General features: G+C 33.9%; 17 protein-coding genes. 1 reads left to right on the top strand and 16 read right to left on the bottom strand.

Translation table 11 applies throughout. The features are described from left to right. Nucleotides 1-40: 40 nt before the first annotated feature. Entirely contained in the window at nucleotides 41-478 is a 438-nt protein-coding gene (locus MR053_RS06680; protein WP_242131665.1) for a VOC family protein, read from the bottom strand. After that, nucleotides 471-677: a hypothetical protein gene (locus MR053_RS06675; protein WP_242131664.1), complete on the bottom strand. Its 207-nt coding sequence runs from the start codon at nucleotides 675-677 to the stop codon at nucleotides 471-473. Before MR053_RS06675 ends, MR053_RS06680 begins: the two co-directional genes overlap by 8 nt. A 413-nt stretch (nucleotides 678-1,090) precedes the next feature. On the opposite strand from MR053_RS06675, the gene MR053_RS06670 reads away from it, so the two are divergent. Beyond that, nucleotides 1,091-3,142: a tetratricopeptide repeat-containing sensor histidine kinase gene (locus MR053_RS06670; RefSeq protein ID WP_242131663.1), complete on the top strand. Its 2,052-nt coding sequence runs from the start codon at nucleotides 1,091-1,093 to the stop codon at nucleotides 3,140-3,142. A 3-nt stretch (nucleotides 3,143-3,145) separates the two neighbouring features. Here the strand turns inward: MR053_RS06670 and ctlX are convergent, their stop codons facing one another. From ctlX to secY, 14 genes are all read right to left on the bottom strand, one after another. After that, nucleotides 3,146-4,081, bottom strand: a complete 936-nt coding sequence (gene ctlX, locus MR053_RS06665) for a citrulline utilization hydrolase CtlX (protein ID WP_242131661.1) — start codon at nucleotides 4,079-4,081, stop codon at nucleotides 3,146-3,148. Nucleotides 4,082-4,100: 19 nt separating this feature from the next. Beyond that, a complete protein-coding gene (locus tag MR053_RS06660; protein ID WP_242131659.1) occupies nucleotides 4,101-5,015 on the bottom strand; it encodes a dimethylarginine dimethylaminohydrolase family protein in 915 nt (304 codons plus the stop codon). Nucleotides 5,016-5,178: 163 nt separating this feature from the next. Next, the gene (locus tag MR053_RS06655) at nucleotides 5,179-6,465 is read right to left on the bottom strand and encodes a citrate synthase (protein WP_242131658.1); all 1,287 of its coding nucleotides are present in this window, start codon (nucleotides 6,463-6,465) and stop codon (nucleotides 5,179-5,181) included. A gap of 179 nt (nucleotides 6,466-6,644) precedes the next feature. Continuing rightward, entirely contained in the window at nucleotides 6,645-7,973 is a 1,329-nt protein-coding gene (locus MR053_RS06650) for a citrate (Si)-synthase (protein ID WP_242131656.1), read from the bottom strand. A 194-nt stretch (nucleotides 7,974-8,167) separates the two neighbouring features. Next, nucleotides 8,168-9,457, bottom strand: coding sequence for a phosphopyruvate hydratase (eno, locus tag MR053_RS06645; RefSeq protein ID WP_242131654.1), 1,290 nt, complete (start codon nucleotides 9,455-9,457; stop codon nucleotides 8,168-8,170). Nucleotides 9,458-9,673: 216 nt separating this feature from the next. Then, nucleotides 9,674-10,798: a glutamine-hydrolyzing carbamoyl-phosphate synthase small subunit gene (carA, locus tag MR053_RS06640; RefSeq protein WP_242131653.1), complete on the bottom strand. Its 1,125-nt coding sequence runs from the start codon at nucleotides 10,796-10,798 to the stop codon at nucleotides 9,674-9,676. Nucleotides 10,799-10,884: 86 nt separating this feature from the next. Beyond that, the gene (gene rplQ / locus MR053_RS06635; RefSeq protein WP_223549356.1) at nucleotides 10,885-11,361 is read right to left on the bottom strand and encodes a 50S ribosomal protein L17; all 477 of its coding nucleotides are present in this window, start codon (nucleotides 11,359-11,361) and stop codon (nucleotides 10,885-10,887) included. Between the two features lie 73 nt (nucleotides 11,362-11,434). Further along, a complete protein-coding gene (locus MR053_RS06630) occupies nucleotides 11,435-12,427 on the bottom strand; it encodes a DNA-directed RNA polymerase subunit alpha (protein WP_242131650.1) in 993 nt (330 codons plus the stop codon). 98 nt (nucleotides 12,428-12,525) lie between these two features. Further along, complete coding sequence (gene rpsD, locus MR053_RS06625; RefSeq protein WP_242131649.1) at nucleotides 12,526-13,131, bottom strand: 30S ribosomal protein S4; 606 nt, start codon at nucleotides 13,129-13,131, stop codon at nucleotides 12,526-12,528. A 193-nt stretch (nucleotides 13,132-13,324) separates the two neighbouring features. Next, entirely contained in the window at nucleotides 13,325-13,708 is a 384-nt protein-coding gene (rpsK, locus tag MR053_RS06620; protein WP_223549361.1) for a 30S ribosomal protein S11, read from the bottom strand. 113 nt (nucleotides 13,709-13,821) lie between these two features. Then, nucleotides 13,822-14,196 (bottom strand): 30S ribosomal protein S13, encoded by a 375-nt coding sequence (gene rpsM, locus MR053_RS06615; RefSeq protein ID WP_242131646.1) that lies wholly within the window; start codon nucleotides 14,194-14,196, stop codon nucleotides 13,822-13,824. A gap of 107 nt (nucleotides 14,197-14,303) precedes the next feature. After that, complete coding sequence (gene ykgO, locus MR053_RS06610) at nucleotides 14,304-14,420, bottom strand: type B 50S ribosomal protein L36 (RefSeq protein WP_013305171.1); 117 nt, start codon at nucleotides 14,418-14,420, stop codon at nucleotides 14,304-14,306. Nucleotides 14,421-14,480: 60 nt separating this feature from the next. Beyond that, nucleotides 14,481-14,696, bottom strand: a complete 216-nt coding sequence (gene infA, locus MR053_RS06605) for a translation initiation factor IF-1 (RefSeq protein WP_007094967.1) — start codon at nucleotides 14,694-14,696, stop codon at nucleotides 14,481-14,483. A 13-nt stretch (nucleotides 14,697-14,709) separates the two neighbouring features. Further along, on the bottom strand, nucleotides 14,710-16,056 hold the full coding sequence (gene secY, locus MR053_RS06600; protein WP_223549365.1) for a preprotein translocase subunit SecY: 1,347 nt from the start codon (nucleotides 16,054-16,056) through the stop codon (nucleotides 14,710-14,712). Between the last annotated feature and the right edge of the window lie 11 nt (nucleotides 16,057-16,067).

The following is a 16,067-nucleotide window of genomic DNA, read 5'->3' as shown; positions in this document are numbered from 1 at the left end:
AACATATGGTAGACTATCTATTATTACATAGTTTGTGCTTTTAATAAAATTCATCCTCATTAACCATCAAAGTTGTTAATTCAACCGTATGGCCATCGGGGTCTTTGGTATATATGGAATGAAAAAAATAATGGTCTTGAATATTGAAATCCATATTCAATTGAGCATAACGCTCTTTAGCCTTTTCAAAATTCTCTTTGGTAACATGAAAAGCAAAATGGTCAATCTTTATGTTCTTTGAAAAAGCATCCAATTTGGGATCATCTAATTTTGCAGGGAACAATGCAATTCCGGATTTACCCGACAGTAAAAATATGGGGTATGCTCCCCATTCGGGCAATTGGTACTTTTTAAGACCTAAGACCCGTTGATACCATTCAGCTGAAACACTCAAATCTCGAACACGAATAGCAACATGGTCCAAAAATCCAATTTCTATATTATCTTCTATAGTTTTTTCTTTAAAATTTTTAGTCAACTTTTTTACCCGCAAACAAACTTAACACTATAGCTACCAAACCTAAAGCAATGGTAATATAGGCATCCGTATTGTCTTGAGCCTCTACGCTAAAATCACCTATACTAACCGATGCTTCTGGCGCAATCAATGTATAAATGCCATAAACTAATAATCCAAGTCCAGCTACTAAAAGAATTGTTTTAACTGATTTATTCATAATACAAATTAAGTAAGATTTACATGGTTAAGATACAAATTATTAACTTGAATTATAACCAATACTATTTAATGCTATTTAAGCACATATAAAAACAGACTTGTTTAAGGTGTATTTCATCGACAAAAGTGTAGTTTGTATATAATATTTGCCGTTAATCTATTCATCGATTTTTTTACGAATTTTTGCTATTCATTTCATCTAATTTATTGGTATTAAAACCTAAATATTAGCTTTTAATATGTGATTTTACAACTTTTGTTAAGCTATTAATTATCCATTTCAAGCAAAATAATTTAATAACGCTAAAAATTACATTTAAATTAGTAAACGATAGAGCACTCTTATTCCCTCAATGAAAGTCTCCTTAAGATACCTATTTATTAAATGATTTAGTTTAATGTAGATATTGTATGAGGAAATTAATTACGTTAGGCACTCTTTTAATTATGTTCTTAGGTTTTTCGCAAACCCAAGACATAGATAGCCTTACAATACAATTAGCCTTTCAAAAACAGGATACACTAAAAGCAAAGACTTCCTTAGAGCTCATTAAACTCCTCTACGATAAAAAAGATTATAACAAGGCTGTAAAGTTTATTGTTAAAACCGAAAAACTAGCTACAGATCTAGATTATAAAAAAGGGCTTGCCGATGTTATCTACTATAAAGCCTTAATTTATGCTCATAAAAACGATTATATCAATGCCATTAGTAGTTATGCAAAATGTAAGGACTTGTATAACGCGCTCAACGATACACTTGGTATCGCAAAAGTGAATAATGGTATTGGCTTAATAGAAATTAAACGCGGTAATTATGCTAAAGGATTACAGTATGCCTTATCGGCTATTGAAATTCTAGAACAGCAAGATTTAAAACAGGAACTTAGCTTGGCGTATAGTAATCTTGCTGATGCTTATTATAATATTAGTGATTACGATAAAGCGATTAGTTTTTATTTAAAAGCCTTACCCTTACAACAAACCTTAGTCGATATTGATGGTATTAACTCATCGTATAGCAAACTAGCCGATTTATATTCCTTGAAAAAGGAACATAGAAAAGCTATTGAATATTATAAAAATCTTTTAAATGCCAATATTGAAAACGACTCCATACAGGGCGTTGTTTCTGCTAAACTAGGTGGTGAATACTTGCAGTTTAACGACTATAATAATGCTTCGAAATATTTATTACAAGGATTAAACTTAAACAGACGTAATGACAACCAAACAGGTTTATTAATGACTTTAAACAATTTAGGTACCCTAAATTTAAATCAAGGTCGATTAATTCTTGCAGAACGACAATTATTTGAAGCTGGTAATATAGCTAAAAGCTTAGATAACAAACAAGAACTCCTCAGGTATTATAATACAATGAAACGCTTAGATTCAACCAGAAAGCGATTTGATCGAGCTTTTGTATGGCAGCGTGAATATTACAGCTTAAAAACATCATTAGAACAAAAAAGATTGTCTGCTATTGACATCGATACTAATATTGACACGGATATTAATTCAACTTTAAATTTAGACAATACAATTGAAGAAAGCGATAAAACCTTAACGTCTCAATCTGAAGTCGATAAACAGAAATCGTTTAAGCTATTGTTCTATATTTTACTGGCCATACTTGTTATGGCTATCGTATTTATTATTTTGACCAACTCTAAACGTATGGACAACATTAAACTGGTTCAGAGTTTAGAAGAAAAAAACCTAAAAGCCAACTTACAGCACGAAGCAGATCTCGAGCAAATAAAGCATTTAGAGAACATTAACAATGTAAAGGACAAGTTATTTTCCATTATATCGCACGATTTAAAGGATTCACTATCGTCTATTAATGGTTTTATAGACTTATTAAAAGACGATACGCTTTCTAAGGAAGAATTTGATAATTTAATCCCCGAATTAAGTGATAATGCAAGTAATGCTTCCCTATTACTGTTCAATCTTTTAAATTGGTCTAAATCCCAAATGCAATCACTTGAACCTAAACCTAGTCTGTTTGATATTCAAGAAGTTTTTGAGGACAAAGTAAATTTAGTTGAGCAACGTATGGCACAAAAAGGTATAAACCTTATTGATCATTCTTTACGCGATTTTGCTTATGCAGATAGAAGTATGATAGAAATCGTGATTCAAAACCTATTAGCCAATGCATTAAAGTTTTGTAATAAAGGCGACACGATTACAGTGTCCAACCATATCAGTAATGGTAGCTGTATTTTAAGTATTGCTGATACCGGTGTGGGAATTTCAAAAGAAAATCTTGGGAAGCTTTTTAAAAGTAGCACTTTTACCACTGCAGGAACCAATAACGAAAAGGGTACTGGTTTAGGTTTATCTATTTGTAAAGAACTGGTTGAACTTAATAATGGTAAAATATGGGTGGAAAGCACATTAAATGTTGGCACTACATTTTATGTACAACTACCAAAATCTAAGCCTGCTTAATACTTAGGCTTTTGGCAAAAAGACTTCTGCCATCATACAACGGGCACTACCACCACCACAAGCTTCAATAGTATCCAGTGAACTTGATAGTAAGTTTGTATGCTTTTCCAATTTTTGTACTTGTTCATTGGTCAATGCATTATATGCAGCTTGACTCATTATTAAATAACGGGAATCATTTTTGCCCCTCACTTGAAGCATATTACCTGCAAAGTGGTTAACTTGCTCTTCGGAAATATCAATTATATCCTTACCATCTTCCTTTAAATGCTTTAAAATATTTTTGCGTTCTTTTTTATCGTCAATACTATTTAAACAAATAACAGCAAAGCTTTCCCCTATGCACATCATCACATTGGTATGATAAATGGGCAATCGTTTATTATTAACCCATTGATAAGCGGTGAAAATAACTGGTGTAAATTCAAAATCTTCACAAAATTCTATAAACAAATCTTCATCTGCTCGTGAAGACAAGGCGCAATAGGCCTTTCGGCTTACACGATCCAACACTATACTACCGGTACCTTCTAGAAAAACACCTTCTTCTTCAGCACTTGTATAGTCTATAATATTTTTAATAATAAATCCTTGTTCTTCTAGGGTTAGCAATATATCTTCACGTCTTTCCAAACGTCTGTTTTCTGCAAACATAGGGTAAAGGCCAACATCGCCATTTTTATGAAAGGACACCCAATTGTTTGGGAATATGGAGTCTGGAGTATCATACTCGTTAGTATCACTAACAACAATCACATTAACCCCTATTTGTCTTAGCTTTTCAACGAAAGCATCAAACTCTTGTTGTGCCCTAACATTTACTGTTTCAGGTAAAATTTTGTCCAAAACTTTTTGGTAGTAATTATTAATGGCCGTCTGCTCGTTCATCCTGTAATTTATTGGACGAATCATTAAAATGGTATTTGTGGTTTGCTCCATAATTTCTTAGGAATAAAAACTAGTCTCTTATTAGAGGTAGGGTTGTACAACGCAAAAGTCCTTCTTGTTTTCCTATTTCGGCATAGGGCACCTCTTCTACAGTAAAGCCTTGCTCCCTAAGCCACTTATTTAAACGTGTGAAGTTTTTTTCGGAAATGACAATATCTTCCGAAATTGAGAACACGTTACTGTACATCTCGTACATTTCATTCTTGGTTATTTCAAAAACATTGTCCTTTCCAAAAAAGTTTACGAGCCATTCGTATTCCTCCTCTATTAAAAATCCATTCTTGTGAATAATAGCCTTTCCTTTACCTAGGGGATTAAAGCAACAGTCTAGATGTAATGCATTTTCTTTGGGATCTGTATTTGATTTTCGTAGTTCGAAAGATTTCACCTTTTTATGAGGAAACATTTCCTGAATCGAAATAACAGCCGCTTTATTGGTCCTAGCAGTGATATAGCTAGCATAATCTTCACCCGTATAAGTACCTATAAAAATATAATCGTTCCAAGGCATAACATCACCACCTTCAACATGACAGTCTTCAGGCAAAACAATTCTGTTTTTACTATCTATTTGGTTCCACACATAGCGTATGGCTTCAACCTCTTCTTCTCTATTGGGTAATATATTGGCACGTATTATCTTATCCTCTATTACGAAAGCAATATCTCTTGAAAAAATTTGATTACAGTTTTCAATCACTTCAGGGCGATAAACCATAACATCATATTTTTTAAAAACAGCAGCTACGGCCTCCATTTCTTCAACCATATCTTCTTCCTTTGGATAATTACCAGCCAATACGTGTTGAATGCTTTTAGGGTCGTAACATTCTGAAACACTAGGTGTTGGTCCATTGCTTTTGGCTGTACCTAAAATTACAGCTCTTAACCTAGATGTTTCATTTTTTACATTGAGTTTTAGCATAAAATTTTTTATCTGTATAAGTCTAAAAACAGACTTAATTTCAAGCTTCAAAACTAATGATTATTACACAATTTTTAAATTATTCTAAAAAATATTACTTTAAAAAAGAAAAGCTTCATGAAAAACCCATGAAGCTTATAAATTCTATAAAATCAAATAATTTTTATCTTTTGTCAATTGGCACAAAAGCCCTATATGTTTCACCTACATATAACTGTCTTGGTCTTCCAATTGGTTCACCATTTAAACGCATTTCTCGCCATTGTGCAATCCAACCAGGTAAACGCCCCAAAGCAAACATGACCGTGAACATGTCGGTAGGAATACCCATAGCTCTGTAAATAATTCCTGAGTAGAAATCTACATTGGGATACAGTTTTCTATCAACAAAATATGGGTCTTCCAAAGCTTCTTTTTCCAGACCCTTTGCTATATCTAATATAGGATCTTCAATACCTAAATCACCTAAAACTTCATCTGCAGCCTTTTTTATAATGCGGGCACGGGGATCGAAATTTTTATATACTCTATGTCCAAAGCCCATTAAACGGAACGGATCATCCTTGTCCTTGGCTTTAGCCATATATTTTTTGGTATCACCACCATCCACTTTTATAGCTTCCAACATTTCCAACACAGCTTGATTAGCCCCTCCGTGTAATGGCCCCCACAATGCAGAAATACCAGCTGAAAGTGATGCAAATAACCCAGCATGTGAAGAACCGGTTATTCTAACTGTAGATGTAGAACAATTTTGCTCATGATCGGCATGCAGGATTAATAATTTATCCAATGCATCAACAACCACTTTGTTTTGAACATAATCTTCATTGGGTTGCTTGAACATCATCTTCAAGACATTTTCTACATAACCCAAGTTCTTATCACCATAATCTAACGGCAACCCTTGCTTTTTACGCAAGGTCCAAGCTACCAATACAGGAAATTTACCTAGTATTTTTACAATAGCTTTATACATATCCTCCTCCGACTTGACATTTACCGACGAAGGATTAAAAGCCGTAAGTGCACTTGTTAAAGAAGAAATGATTCCCATAGGGTGTGCCGATTTCGGGAAAGCATCAACAATTTTCCTAACATCATCGTCTACAACAGATTGTGCTTTTATGTCACTATGGAATCTTTCACTTTGTTCTTGAGTTGGAAGTTCTCCAAAAATAAGCAAGTAAGCTACTTCTAAAAAACTTGCTTTTTCTGCTAATTCTTCAATGGAATAGCCCCTATATCTTAATATGCCTTTTTCACCATCAAGAAATGTAATGCTGCTGGAACAAGATCCAGTATTCTTATAACCTGAGTCTAAAGTTATTACACCACTAGTAGCTCCTCTTAAGCTTTTAATATCTATTGCAACTTCATTCTCGGTTCCAGTAATTAACGGAAAGTCATATTTTTTCCCATCTATTTCAATGGTAGCAGTTTTTGCCATAAGTTCAAGTAAATTTATTTTGTTTAAGCGGAACGCTAAATTACAAAAAAAGACCCTATTTTTAAAGTTTATCAATAATGATATTAATCAATTTAAACATAATTAAAATTGATAGTAAATAAAAAAGTGATTATTAAAAAAACAATCACTTTTTTAAGTATTCAAAAGAACAGATGGTTTTAATTTGTTCCGACTAGTTCTTGAGTAGGCTTAACCATTTTTTCTAGCATATCTGTAGTTACAGATTTAGGTCTTTCTAATGGATAACCCAATGCTCTATCCCATATAATATTGGATAGGACACCTATTGATCTACCAATAGCAAACAAAACTGTATAAAAGTCGTACTCAGTAATACCATAATGCCATTGCACCACTCCAGATTGAGCATCAACGTTTGGCCATGGATTTTTTGCTTTTCCTTGTTCTCGTAAAATATCTGGAACCACTTTATATAATGCGTCCACATACTTAAACAACTCGTCATCTGGCATATGCTTTAAACAAAACTCTCTTTGGACTGTATACCTAGGATCTGTTTTTCTCAATACCGCATGTCCATAACCAGGAATTACTTGACCACTATTTAAAGTATCCCAAACATATTGTTTCATTTCCTCCTCAGTTGGTAAATTTCCATTCATTTGATTTCTCAATCCCTGTAACCATCTTAACACTTCTTGATTTGCTAGACCATGTAAAGGTCCGGCCAAACCATTAATCATGGCTGAAATTGAATAATACACATCAGATAGGGTACTTGCTACTAAATGACCCGTATGAGCACTAACATTACCACTTTCATGATCTGCATGTATAATAAAATACATGCGAGACACATCATCATAAGGTTTATCCTTACCCATCATATAGGCAAAATTTGCACCTAAATCCATAGACGGATCTGGATAACGGTGTCCTTTCCCTTTTTGATATAATTTGTTATAAATATAGGCTCCTATCAATGGCATTTTAGCTATTAAGTTAATAGCATCTTCAAAGGTACTGTCCCAATAATCCCATTTACTTAAACCTCTCTCGTACATCACATTAAAATGAGACTCCCGCTGTAGACTCATTACAGCTGCAGAAAGAATTGCCATAGGGTGACTTTCACTGGGAAAAGAATCTATTACATCCCAAACATAACGCGGTATTATGCGTCGGTTTCTAAAGGTTACCATAACCTCATGAACTTCTTCTTTTGTTGGCATTTCACCAGTTAACAACAAATAATAGAGTCCTTCTACATAAGGCATTTCAGCCCCTTCTGCCTTTGGTAATTTATTTAACACTTCTTGAAGTGTATACCCTCGGTATCGAATACCTTCGTATGGATCTAAATATGAAATATCAGTTATTAGGCTTTTTATCCCTCTCATACCACCAATTATCTGAGATACAGTTACCTGATCAACAACTTTATCTCCACTTTCTTTTAAAAGTTTAGTAGTTCGCTTTCTATGATCTAGAATTTTTTGGTATAAGGTATCTTTTAATTTACTCATGACAAATATGATATTAGATTATTAAATAAGTACATTTTATAAATCTATCACTTATTTAACATTTAAAATATGATATTTATCAACAAATGGATTATATATAAAATATTTCACACGCAATCCATATTAAAACTAAAAGAACAAAAAAAGCCAAATTCAAGATATGAATTTGGCTTCCAACTATAGTTAAACTAGGTTTATTTTAACTTAAAAGCTTTTTTACGAGGAAAATAAGCAACTTCCCCCAATTCCTCCTCTATACGAAGTAACTGGTTATACTTTGCCATACGATCACTACGTGACGCAGAACCTGTTTTTATTTGTCCGCAGTTTAAAGCTACAGCTAAATCGGCTATCGTATTATCTTCTGTTTCTCCTGAACGGTGTGACATTACAGAAGTATAACCAGCATTTTTAGCCATATTAACCGCTGCAATAGTTTCGGTTAATGACCCTATTTGGTTTACTTTAATTAAAATAGAATTGGCAATACCGCTTTCAATACCACGAGATAAACGTTCCACATTGGTAACAAATAAATCATCACCAACTAACTGTACATGATCTCCAACTTTATCGGTTAACAATTTCCAACCATCCCAATCATTTTCATCCATACCATCTTCAATCGAAATAATTGGATACTTTTCACATAATTGGGCCAAATATTCAGCTTGCTCTGCAGATGTTCTTACTGCTCCTTTATCACCTTCAAATTTAGTGTAATCGTACTTTCCATCAACAAAAAACTCGGCGGAAGCACAATCTAAAGCTATCTTTACTTCATCACCAAATTTATAACCTGCATTTTCAACTGCTTTAGCAATGGTTTCAATAGCGTCTTCTGTTCCATCCAATGTAGGTGCAAAACCACCTTCGTCACCAACAGCTGTGCTTAGCCCTCTGTCATGTAACACTTTTTTTAAATGATGAAAAATCTCGGTTCCCATTTGCATAGCATGGGTAAAACCTTTTGCCTTTACAGGCATAATCATAAATTCTTGGAAAGCGATAGGAGCATCACTATGAGACCCTCCGTTAATGATATTCATCATTGGTACAGGAAGTGTATTGGCCGAAACACCACCTACATATCTGTATAAAGGTAAACCTAGTTCTTCTGCTGCTGCTTTGGCAACCGCTAATGAAACTCCTAAAATAGCATTAGCTCCCAATTTTGATTTATTAGATGTTCCATCTAAATCGATCATGGTTTGATCTATAAAGTTTTGCTCAAAAACTGAAACCCCCAATAGAGCATCTGCTATAGTGGTATTTACATTTTCAACAGCCTTTAAAACGCCTTTTCCCATATAGGCATTACCTCCATCCCTTAATTCTACAGCTTCATGCTCTCCCGTAGAAGCTCCAGAAGGTACTGCAGCTCTACCCAACACACCATTCTCTGTAACAACATCTACCTCTACGGTTGGGTTACCTCTTGAATCTAATATTTGTCTTGCGTGAATATTAAGTATTGCACTCATAATTGATTTATTTATAAACTTTTAACTTATTGAAGTAATTCAAAAACTTTCATCAAATTTACGACTAAATCTCAGCACTATTATGTAATTCTCTAACAAATACATAAAAATGCACCTATAACGTTTTAGTGACATTCAGTCGTATTTTAACAAGGGTATTTTCTAAAACAAACAATCTAAAAAGACTGTTTTTTAAAGAAATTCTTTTTTGTAAAATTATTCAGCTACTGAAAGTTTACTTTTTTTAATGTTTTCAATAAACTGATCGAAAAGATAATCTGAATCATGTGGTCCCGGACTAGCTTCCGGATGGTACTGTACTGAAAAACAATTTTTATTTTTCATTGCCAATCCTGCTACCGTATTATCATTTAAATGAAGGTGCGTTACCTGTAAATCTTCATTTGCTTCAGCCTCTTCCCTGTTTACGGCAAAACCATGATTTTGGGAGGTAATCTCACCTTTTCCTGTCAGTAAGTTTTTTACAGGGTGGTTAATACCTCTATGTCCATTGTGCATTTTATAGGTCGACACGCCATTGGCAAGTGCTATAACTTGGTGTCCCAAACAGATACCAAACAATGGTAAGTTTCGCTTAATAATTTCTTTTGCTACCGCCTGCGCTTCCTTTAATGGCTCCGGATCACCAGGACCATTAGACAGAAAATATCCATCTGGGTTAAATGCTTCTAAATCCTCAAACTTAGAATTGTAAGGAAACACTTTTATATACACATCTCGTTTAGCGATGTTTCTTAAGATATTCTTTTTTATTCCTATATCTAAAGCTGCTACCTTATATGTCGCATTCTCATCTCCAAAATAATATGGTTCCTTAGTAGATACTTTTGAAGCTAATTCCAAACCTTCCATATTGGGAACTTCTGCTAGTTGTTTTTTAAGTTCGTCAATATTATCTACATCTGTTGAAATGACTGCATTCATTGCACCATTATCCCGTATATAACTAACCAAAGCTCTGGTATCTACATCTGAAATGGCAAAAAGGTTATTTTTATCTAAAAATTCTTCTAAAGAAGCATCTGCATTATCTCTGGAATATACATAACTAAAATTCTTTACTATTAGGCCTGCTATTTTAACAGAATCTGACTCTACTTCATCTGCATTGGTTCCATAATTTCCTATATGCGCATTGGTAGTTACCATAAGCTGACCATAATAAGATGGATCGGTAAAAATCTCTTGATACCCAGTCATACCTGTATTAAAACACACCTCTCCAAATGCTGTTCCTTGTTTATTACCTACTGCTTTCCCGTGAAAAATGGTACCATCTGCTAGAAGAACGATGGCTTTTTGTCTTTTTTGATATTTCATGTTTTTAAAAAAGTTTTACAAAATTGCAAAAAAAAAGGATAAACTAATAATAGTTTATCCTTTATATTTCAAATGCTTATCAACATTTATTCTTCCTCTTCGTTTGTTGCTTTTGTTTCAACAGCAGGAGCAGCCGCAGGTTTAGAACCACCTCTTCTACTTCTTCTAGTTGTTTTCTTTTTAGGTTTGTCTGCATTATAGATTTCGTTGTAATCTACAAGCTCTATCATAGCCATATCGGCATTATCACCTAAACGGTTACCCAATTTAATAATTCTAGTGTAACCTCCCGGTCTGTCACCAACTTTTGTAGCAACTTCCCTGAACAATTCAGTAACTGCTTCTTTTTGTCTTAATCTACTAAAAGCAATACGTCTGTTATGCGTAGTATCTTCTTTAGACTTAGTAATGAGTGGCTCAACAAACTGTTTTAATGCTTTAGCCTTAGCTACAGTTGTATTAATACGCTTATGCTCTATTAATGAACAAGCCATATTTGCCAACATCGATTTTCTGTGAGCAGCCTTTCTGCCTAAATGGTTGAATTTTTTTCCGTGTCTCATGACATTTGTTTTAAACCTTTATCTTGCTCAATCCATGTTTGCGGAGAGCAAATTATAAAGGAGTTAGAAATAATTAATCTTTATCTAATTTATATTTACTTAAATCCATTCCAAAGTTTAAGCCTTTAATACTTACCAACTCTTCTAGCTCTGTTAAAGATTTTTTACCAAAGTTTCGGAACTTCATTAAATCGTTTTTGTTGAATGAAACCAAGTCACCTAAAGTATCTACCTCAGCAGCTTTTAAACAATTAAGTGCACGTACAGATAAGTCCATATCGATTAACTTTGTTTTAAGCAACTGCCTCATATGAAGCGATTCTTCATCATAAGTTTCAGTTTGGGCTATTTCATCAGCTTCAAGAGTGATACGCTCATCAGAGAATAACATGAAGTGATGAATTAAGGTTTTAGCAGCCTCAGTCAATGCATCTTGAGGGGTTATAGAACCATCGGTAATAATTTCAAAAACCAATTTTTCATAATCGGTTTTTTGCTCTACACGATAATTTTCTATACTGTATTTAACATTTTTTATTGGTGTGTAGATTGAATCGGTAAAAATAGTACCTATTGGTGCCGAAGCCTTTTTATTTTCTTCTGCAGGCACATATCCTCTACCTTTTTCAATTGTAATCTCTAGGTTGAAATTAACTTTAGGATCTAAGTTACAGATAACCTGCTCTGTGTTAAGCACCTGAAATCCAGATATGAACTTTTGAAAATCTCCTGCCAATATTTGTTCTTGACCAGAAATTGAAATAGAAACTGACTCGTTGTCTATATCATCAATCTGTCTTTTAAAACGTATTTGTTTTAAATTCAATATAATTTCAGTAACATCTTCCACCACACCAGCTATTGTGGAAAATTCATGATCTACACCTTCAATTCTAACCGATGTAATTGCAAATCCTTCTAAAGAAGACAATAAAACTCTTCTTAGCGCATTTCCTACTGTTAAACCGTAACCAGGTTCAAGAGGTCTGAATTCGAATTTACCTTCAAAATCAGTAGAATTGATCATGATTACTTTATCCGGTTTTTGAAAACTAAATACTGCCATATCTTTTTCTTCGTTTTAATTGTTATTTAGTTGCGCGGTCTATAAGTTTGAAGAAGAACGAATAGACCCTTTGGCTAAATACCAATGTTATTAATTTATTATTTAGAATATAATTCGACTATGAATTGTTCGTTGATGTTTTCTGGAATTTGAATTCTAGCAGGAACAGAAACATAAGTTCCTTGTTTAGTATCATTATTCCAAGTAATCCACTCGTAAACGTGGCTTGAATTTGAAAGCGATCTTTCAATAGCTTCAAGCGATTTAGATTTTTCTCTTACTGCTACAACATCACCTGCTTTTAATTGGTAAGATGGTATATTTACCAAGTTTCCATTAACAGTAATATGTCTGTGTGAAACTAACTGTCTTGCAGCACTTCTAGAAGGAGCTATACCCATTCTATACACAACATTATCTAATCTAGACTCACAAAGTTGTAATAGAACCTCACCGGTAATACCCTGGGCAGCTCTAGCTTTTTTAAATAAATTTCTAAATTGACGTTCTAAAATACCATAGGTGTATTTCGCTTTTTGCTTTTCCTGTAATTGGATAGCATACTCCGATTTTTTCCCTCGTCTTCTGTTGTTTCCGTGTTGACCAGGAGGGTAATTTCTTTTTTCGAAAGACTTATCGTCTCCAAAAATAGCTTCACCGAATTTACGGGCTATTTTAGTTTTAGGACCAGTATATCTTGCCATTTTAAATTGTGTTTTAAGAGTGATTATGAATTAAGGTCTTAATCTTATCCTTCGATAATCGTAAATCTCTTGTTGATACTTGTTTAAATTATTTATTAAAGTGAAACTAACTCGGTAATATCAAAAACCTCAATCACCAAGTAATTTCAAAAAATTCCTGCAAATATAAGAAGAATATTAGAAACAATAGTTCTTAAACCCTTCTGCGTTTTGGAGGTCTACATCCATTATGTGGCAATGGTGTAACGTCTACTATTTCTGTTACTTCTATACCCGCATTATGAATAGATCTAATAGCAGATTCTCTACCATTTCCTGGACCTTTTACAAAAACCTTTACCTTTTTCAAGCCAGCTTCCAATGCAACACCAGCGGCGTCTTCGGCAGCTAATTGTGCTGCATAAGGCGTGTTTTTCTTAGATCCTCTAAATCCCATTTTACCTGCTGAAGACCATGAAACCACATCGCCTTTCTTATTGGTAAGTGAGATAATAATATTATTGAATGACGCTGTTATATGGGCTTCACCTATAGCGTCTACAACAACTTTACGTTTTTTTGTACTTGTTTTTGCCATATTCTTTTAGTTTCTAGTTGTTAGCTTTTAGTTATTGGAATCCTAAACTTTTACATTTCGAACAGATTCTTCTAACGTCCAAATACTAATGACTAATGACTATTGTTTAATTATTATTTAGTTGCCTTTTTCTTGTTAGCAACAGTTTTTCTTCTACCTTTTCTGGTTCTGGAGTTGTTCTTTGTTCGCTGACCTCTAAGTGGAAGTCCGGCTCTGTGACGAATACCTCTGTAACATCCAATATCCATTAAACGCTTAATGTTTAATTGGGTTTCAGAACGTAATTCACCTTCAATTTTATAAGTTCCAACAGCTTCACGGATTGCTCCAATTTCGTCGTCTGTCCAATCTTGAACTTTAGTGTTTTCGTCAACTTTAGCAGTTGCTAAAATTTCCTTTGCCCTACTTTTACCTATACCATATATATAGGTTAAAGAGATAGCTCCTCTTTTGTTTTTTGGTATGTCTACACCTGCAATTCTTGCCATACTAATTTTAGTTTTTAGTTGTTAGTTTTTAGTTGTTAGAATCCTAAACATTTCTATTTCGAACAGATTCATCTAACTACTAAGTAAACTAATGACTTTTATCTATTTTAACCTTGTCTTTGTTTAAATCTAGGATTCTTTTTGTTTATAACGTAAAGTCTTCCTTTTCTACGCACTATTTTACAATCTGCGCTTCTCTTTTTAACTGATGCTCTTACTTTCATCTTTTTTGAATTTTGGAACTCTTTGTGGTTTCGACTACACTAAACCAAAAGTTCAAATTTTTAATATCTATAAGTGATGCGAGCCTTAGTTAAATCGTAAGGACTCATTTCTAATTTTACTTTATCACCAGGTAACAATTTAATGTAATGCATTCGCATTTTACCAGAAATATGTGCCGTAACAATATGGCCGTTTTCCAGTTCAACACGAAACATGGCATTAGATAATGCTTCTATAATTGTTCCGTCCTGTTCTATTGCTGCTTGTTTTGCCATAGTTTATAATATATTAAGCTACTGCTTTTCTATTTTTTCCAGTTTTCATCAAGCCATCATAATGCCTATTTAATAAATAAGCATTTATCTGTTGCATGGTGTCTATAGCTACGCCAACCATAATCAATAGCGAAGTACCTCCAAAAAATATGGCCCAATTAGATTGTACGTTCATCAACTTAACAATGAATGCTGGAAAAACAGCAATTAATGCTAAAAATATAGAACCAGGCAATGTTATTTGAGACATGATCTTATCCAAATACTCTGATGTTTCAGAACCTGGGCGAATGCCGGGAATAAAACCCCCACTTCGCTTTAAATCATCGGCCATCTTATTGGTAGGTACTGTAATTGCAGTATAGAAATAGGTAAATACTATAATCAACAATGCAAACACCACATTATACCAAAATCCAAACATATCCGAAAATTGTGTTTGCATCCATGCTCCAACAGCCGTTTCTTTCAATAAAGCTGAACCACCTATTAAACTAGGCACAAACATGATAGCTTGAGCAAATATAATTGGCATTACACCAGAAGCATTCAATTTTAACGGAATATATTGTCTGGACCCAGCCATTACATTTCTTTCATAGCCTCCAGAAGCCGTTCTTCTAGCATATTGTACAGCAATTTTTCTAACAGCCATAACCAATAGAATAGACAACAAAATAATAACGAACCATATTACCAATTCAAAAAGAATAAGCATCACGTTATTACCTTCTAATCTCGTAGCAGCATTTTGTAAAAACGCTTGTGGCAAAGTGGCAATAATGCCCACCATAATTAATAAGGAAATACCATTACCAATACCCTTATCAGTAATTTTTTCTCCTAACCACATAGCGAAAATACACCCGGTTACTAATATTACAACAGATGAAAAATAGAACAACCCTCCAGTTCCTAATAAGAAAGCCGATTGAGGCACGCCCAATGCTGGTAGACTAGCAAGATATCCTGGCGCCTGTAACAAACAAATACCGATGGTTAACCAGCGCGTAATTTGTGTTATTTTCTTCTGGCCACTTGCTCCTTCCTTTTGTAGTTTTTGTAAATACGGAATAGCTATTCCCATTAACTGAACCACAATAGAAGCAGAAATATATGGCATGATACCTAATGCAAAAACAGAAGCATTTGCAAAAGCTCCACCAGTAAAAGCACTAAGTAATCCTAATATACCACCTTCAGTGCTATCTGCCAAGCCACTTAACTGTTCAGCGTCAATTCCTGGTAAAACAACTTGGGCACCAAATCGATAAACCAATAACAGACTCAAGGTTAATATGATTCTGTTTCTTAGTTCCTCAATTTTCCAAACATTCTTTATTGATTCTATAAACTTCATGTATTGTATAG

This window comes from Aestuariivivens marinum (assembly GCF_022662175.1).
Classification (GTDB): Bacteria; Bacteroidota; Bacteroidia; order Flavobacteriales; family Flavobacteriaceae; genus Aestuariivivens; species Aestuariivivens marinum.
The sequence above is the reverse complement of the archived record's forward strand: the minus strand, read 5'-3'. Positions and strand labels throughout refer to the sequence as shown.